Here is a 3,665-nt window from a genome sequence, read left to right as displayed (position 1 = left end):
GCGGGCTCGAGCATCATGCCCGGCAAGGTCAACCCGGTCATCCCGGAGGTCGTGAACCAGGTCGCTTTCTCGGTGGCGGGCGCCGACCTCACCATCACGATGGCCGTCGAAGGAGGGCAGCTGCAGCTGAACGCGTTCGAGCCGATCATCGCGCATTCGCTCTTCCAGTCGATCACCTGGATGCGTCGGGCCATGCGCACGCTGCGGGTCAACTGCATCGACGGCATCACCGCGAACCGCGCACGCCTGGGCGCGATGGTCGGGTCGTCGGTGGGTGTGGTCACGGCGCTCACGCCGTTCATCGGCTATGCGGCATCCGCGGCTCTCGCCAAGACCGCCCTGCTGACGGGGCACAACGTGGGCGACCTCGTCGTCGAAGCAGGGCTCATGAGTCGGGACGAGGTGGACAAGCAGCTGTCGCCGGCGCGGCTGTCGGGCCTCGAGGCCATCACCGCCGCCATCCCGGTGCAGCAGGCCGCCGATAGCATAATCGAGAGCTGAATGGGGCGATTTGTCGCACTTTAACGGGGAAGGCTAGCGTTTTCTCATCCGGGACACGCCGGCACATCAAGGAGCAGACATGTCCGACCAGAACCCCCCGCAGTCGCCCACCCCTCCGGCCGGGCAGCCCCCCTACCAGCCTCCGACTGCACCTCCGGCAGCGCCCGCCTACGGCTCCGCGCCCGCGTACGGCGCGGCCCCCGCATACGACCCGAGCGGTGCCCCGGCGGCGCCGGGCGCGCCCGTGCCCGGAAAGACGCTGGGCATCGTCGCCTTCGTGCTGTCGTTCTTCGCGCAGCTGTTCGGCCTGATCCTCGGCATCGTGGCGTACGTGCAGAGCAAGAAGGCCGGCGTCAAGAACACGTGGGCGCTGGCGGCCATCATCATCAGCAGCGTGCTCATGGTGCTGATGATCATCCTCGGCATCGTGATCTTCACTGCGGTGCTCGGCGCGACCGACGCGGCCTGCAATGAGCTCGGCACCGGTGTGTGGCAGCTGACCGACGGCACGCAGATCACCTGCGACTGACCCTGGTGTCGACGGAACCCCCGTGCGCTGCGGCGTGCGGGGGTTCAGTCGTAGATGCGGCAGCGCGTCGTGAGCTCGCCGATGCCGTCGATGCCGACGGTGACGGTGGACCGGTCGCGCAGGAAGATCTGCGGGTCCCGGGAGTAGCCGGCTCCACCGGGGCTGCCGGTGGAGATGAGGGTGCCCGGCAGCAGCGTCGCCGACGACGACAGGTGCGACACGAGGGTCGCGACCGAACGGATCATCTGGCCCGTGGTGGCATCCTGCACCGTCTGGCCGTCGACCACGGCCCAGATGTGCAGGTCCTGCGGATCGGGGATCTCATCGGCGGTCACCACGAACGGGCCGGTGGGCGTGAAGCCGTCGAACGACTTGCAGCGCGACCACTGCGCCTCCGAGAACTGGATGTCGCGCGCGGTGATGTCGTTGACCACCGTGTAGCCCCACACGTGTTCAAGTGCCGCCTCGGTGGAAACGTCCTTCGCGGGACGGCCGATGATGACGCCCAGCTCTGCCTCATAGTCGACCGACTCGCTGAGGGAGCGTGGCCACGACGTCGTCGCCTGATGCGAGGTGAGGGAGTTCGGCCACAGCACGAACACCGTCGGGGCGGTGTCCGCCTTCAGCCCGAGCTCGCTGGAGTGGGCGGCGTAGTTCAGCCCGATCGCCAAGATCACGGGCGGCGCGAGCACTGCGGAGGCGAAGGAGGTGCCGGCCAGCGGATGCCACGTCGTGGCGGCATCGACGGCGTCGCGCACCTGCCCGAGCAGCCCGTCGCCGCCGTCGATGAGGTCCTGCAGCAGGCGAGGGGCGCCGGGGAACAGGTCCTCGACGATGACGGCCTCGTCGCCGCGGACGGCGGCAAGCCGGGGCGGTGCACCCGCGGAGGGAATCACGTGGGCGAAGCGCATCCCTTCAGGCTAGCGGCCCGACCGGGGGCGATCGGCGACACTCTGCGCCACCCCTAGGCTGTCGGTCGTGCCGTACACCTCCGCGCTCTCCCAGCCGCATCCCGGGCATGCCGCGCCCATCGCGCCTGCCCCTTCGTCGCCTCCTGCGCTGCCCGTGCCGCCGCGCAAGGGTCGCAGCGCGCCCATCTGGATCATCGGCGTCCTGGTGCTGCTGCTGGTGGGGCTGGTGGCGTACTTCTTGACCTTCCTGGGCGCCGCCGCCTCGGTGGTCGGCATGGTGCTCGCGGTCGTGCCCTTCGTCGGCGTGCTCCTCGCGGTGCGCATCGTCGACCGCTGGGAGCCCGAGCCCCGGTCCCTCGTCGTGCTCGCGATTGCGTGGGGGGCGATCGCGTCGGTCGTGATCGCCCTCGCCGTGGACCTCGTCATCACCCTGGTCATCGGCTACGACGGCTCGCCCGCGCGCGAAGCGTTCTCGTCGGTCGTGCAGGCTCCGGTGGTGGAGGAGGTGGCCAAGGGGCTGGGGCTGCTGATCATCTTCGCCATCGGGCGGCGGGCGTTCGATGGACCGGTCGACGGCATCGTCTACGGGGCGCTCATCGGCGCAGGCTTCGCCTTCACCGAGAACATCCTCTACTTCGCCTCTGCCCTGATCGAAGGGGGCGTCGCCGAGACCACGGTGACCTTCTTCGTGCGCGGCATCCTCTCGCCGTTCGCACACGTGATGTTCACGGCGGTGACGGGGTACGCCCTCGGCCGCGCCGCGCGCAACGGCGCGGCGGTCGGGGCGGCGCTGGGTCCCTGGGCGCTGGGCCTCGTGGGCGCGACGGTGCTGCACGCGCTGTGGAACGGCTCCGCGCTCTTCGCGGACTTCTTCGCGCTGTATACGACGCTGCAGATGCCGCTGTTCGTCCTGTTCATCGCGGGGGTGCTGCTGCTGCGCCGGGAGGAGGCGCGGCTGACGCGCGCACGACTGGCGGACTATGCGGCAGCCGGCTGGTTCACTGCGGGGGAGGTCGACATGCTGGCCACCGGCGCGGGGCGTCGCCGCGCCATGGCGTGGGCGCGCGCGCTGCCGGGGGGAGGGCCCGCCATGAAGGATTTCATCTCCGATGCCACGGCGCTCGCCGCGGCCCGCCAGCGCGCGCTGTCGGGCCGGGACCCGCACGCGGTCGAGGACGAGCACGTCTTCCTCGCCCGAGCGGTCGCGGCGCGGGCGGCGCTCTTCGCGCGGTAGCCGGACGGTGCGGGCGGCTGGGCTGACGACGTCCTGTCAACGACTCAGCGCCCGGTGCCGCGGCGATGCCTGCGTGTCTCCCGAGCGCTGAGTCGATATGCCTCAATGATCCTCCGGCACTCAGGGGGTGTCAAGCGAGCGTGGCGCGTTGACCGCACCCAGCACCTCGGGTTGGATGGGGAGCATGACTGACAACCGAAGCAAGCCCGAGTTCGACGCCCCCACGGGACCGGCTCCCTCCGAGCTGGTCATCCGTGACCTCATCGTCGGCGACGGCCCCGAGGCGAAGCCCGGCGACACCGTCACCGTCCACTACGCGGGCGTGGAGTACGACACCGGCGAGGAGTTCGACTCGTCGTGGAGCCGCGGTGAGAGCATCCAGTTCCCGCTGCGCGGCCTCATCCAGGGGTGGCAGGACGGCATTCCCGGCATGAAGGTCGGCGGTCGCCGCGAGCTGATCATCCCGCCGCACCTGGCCTACGGCCCGGCC

5 protein-coding genes are annotated in these 3,665 nt (G+C 70.3%); 4 read left to right on the top strand and 1 reads right to left on the bottom strand.

The genetic code is table 11. The annotated features are described in order from the left end of the window. Positions 1–501: lyase family protein (locus NQ160_RS20490; RefSeq protein ID WP_257516938.1), on the top strand; the 501-nt coding region annotated here is incomplete at its 5' end. Between the two features lie 79 nt (positions 502–580). Continuing rightward, positions 581–1,030: a DUF4190 domain-containing protein gene (locus NQ160_RS20485; protein ID WP_257516937.1), complete on the top strand. Its 450-nt coding sequence runs from the start codon at positions 581–583 to the stop codon at positions 1,028–1,030. A 44-nt stretch (positions 1,031–1,074) separates the two neighbouring features. Here NQ160_RS20485 and NQ160_RS20480 read toward each other — a convergent pair whose 3' ends face one another. Beyond that, positions 1,075–1,941, bottom strand: a complete 867-nt coding sequence (locus tag NQ160_RS20480; protein ID WP_257516936.1) for a fumarylacetoacetate hydrolase family protein — start codon at positions 1,939–1,941, stop codon at positions 1,075–1,077. A gap of 67 nt (positions 1,942–2,008) precedes the next feature. Here NQ160_RS20480 and NQ160_RS20475 point away from each other — a divergent pair, with 67 nt between their 5' ends. Next, positions 2,009–3,175 carry a PrsW family intramembrane metalloprotease gene (locus tag NQ160_RS20475; RefSeq protein ID WP_257516935.1) on the top strand — a complete coding sequence of 389 codons (1,167 nt, stop codon included), beginning with the start codon at positions 2,009–2,011 and terminating at the stop codon, positions 3,173–3,175. Between the two features lie 184 nt (positions 3,176–3,359). After that, positions 3,360–3,665: FKBP-type peptidyl-prolyl cis-trans isomerase (locus NQ160_RS20470; protein WP_257516934.1), on the top strand; the 306-nt coding region annotated here is incomplete at its 3' end.

It is taken from the genome of Microbacterium sp. zg.Y909 (assembly GCF_024626565.1).
The sequence above is the reverse complement of the archived record's forward strand: the minus strand, read 5'-3'. Positions and strand labels throughout refer to the sequence as shown.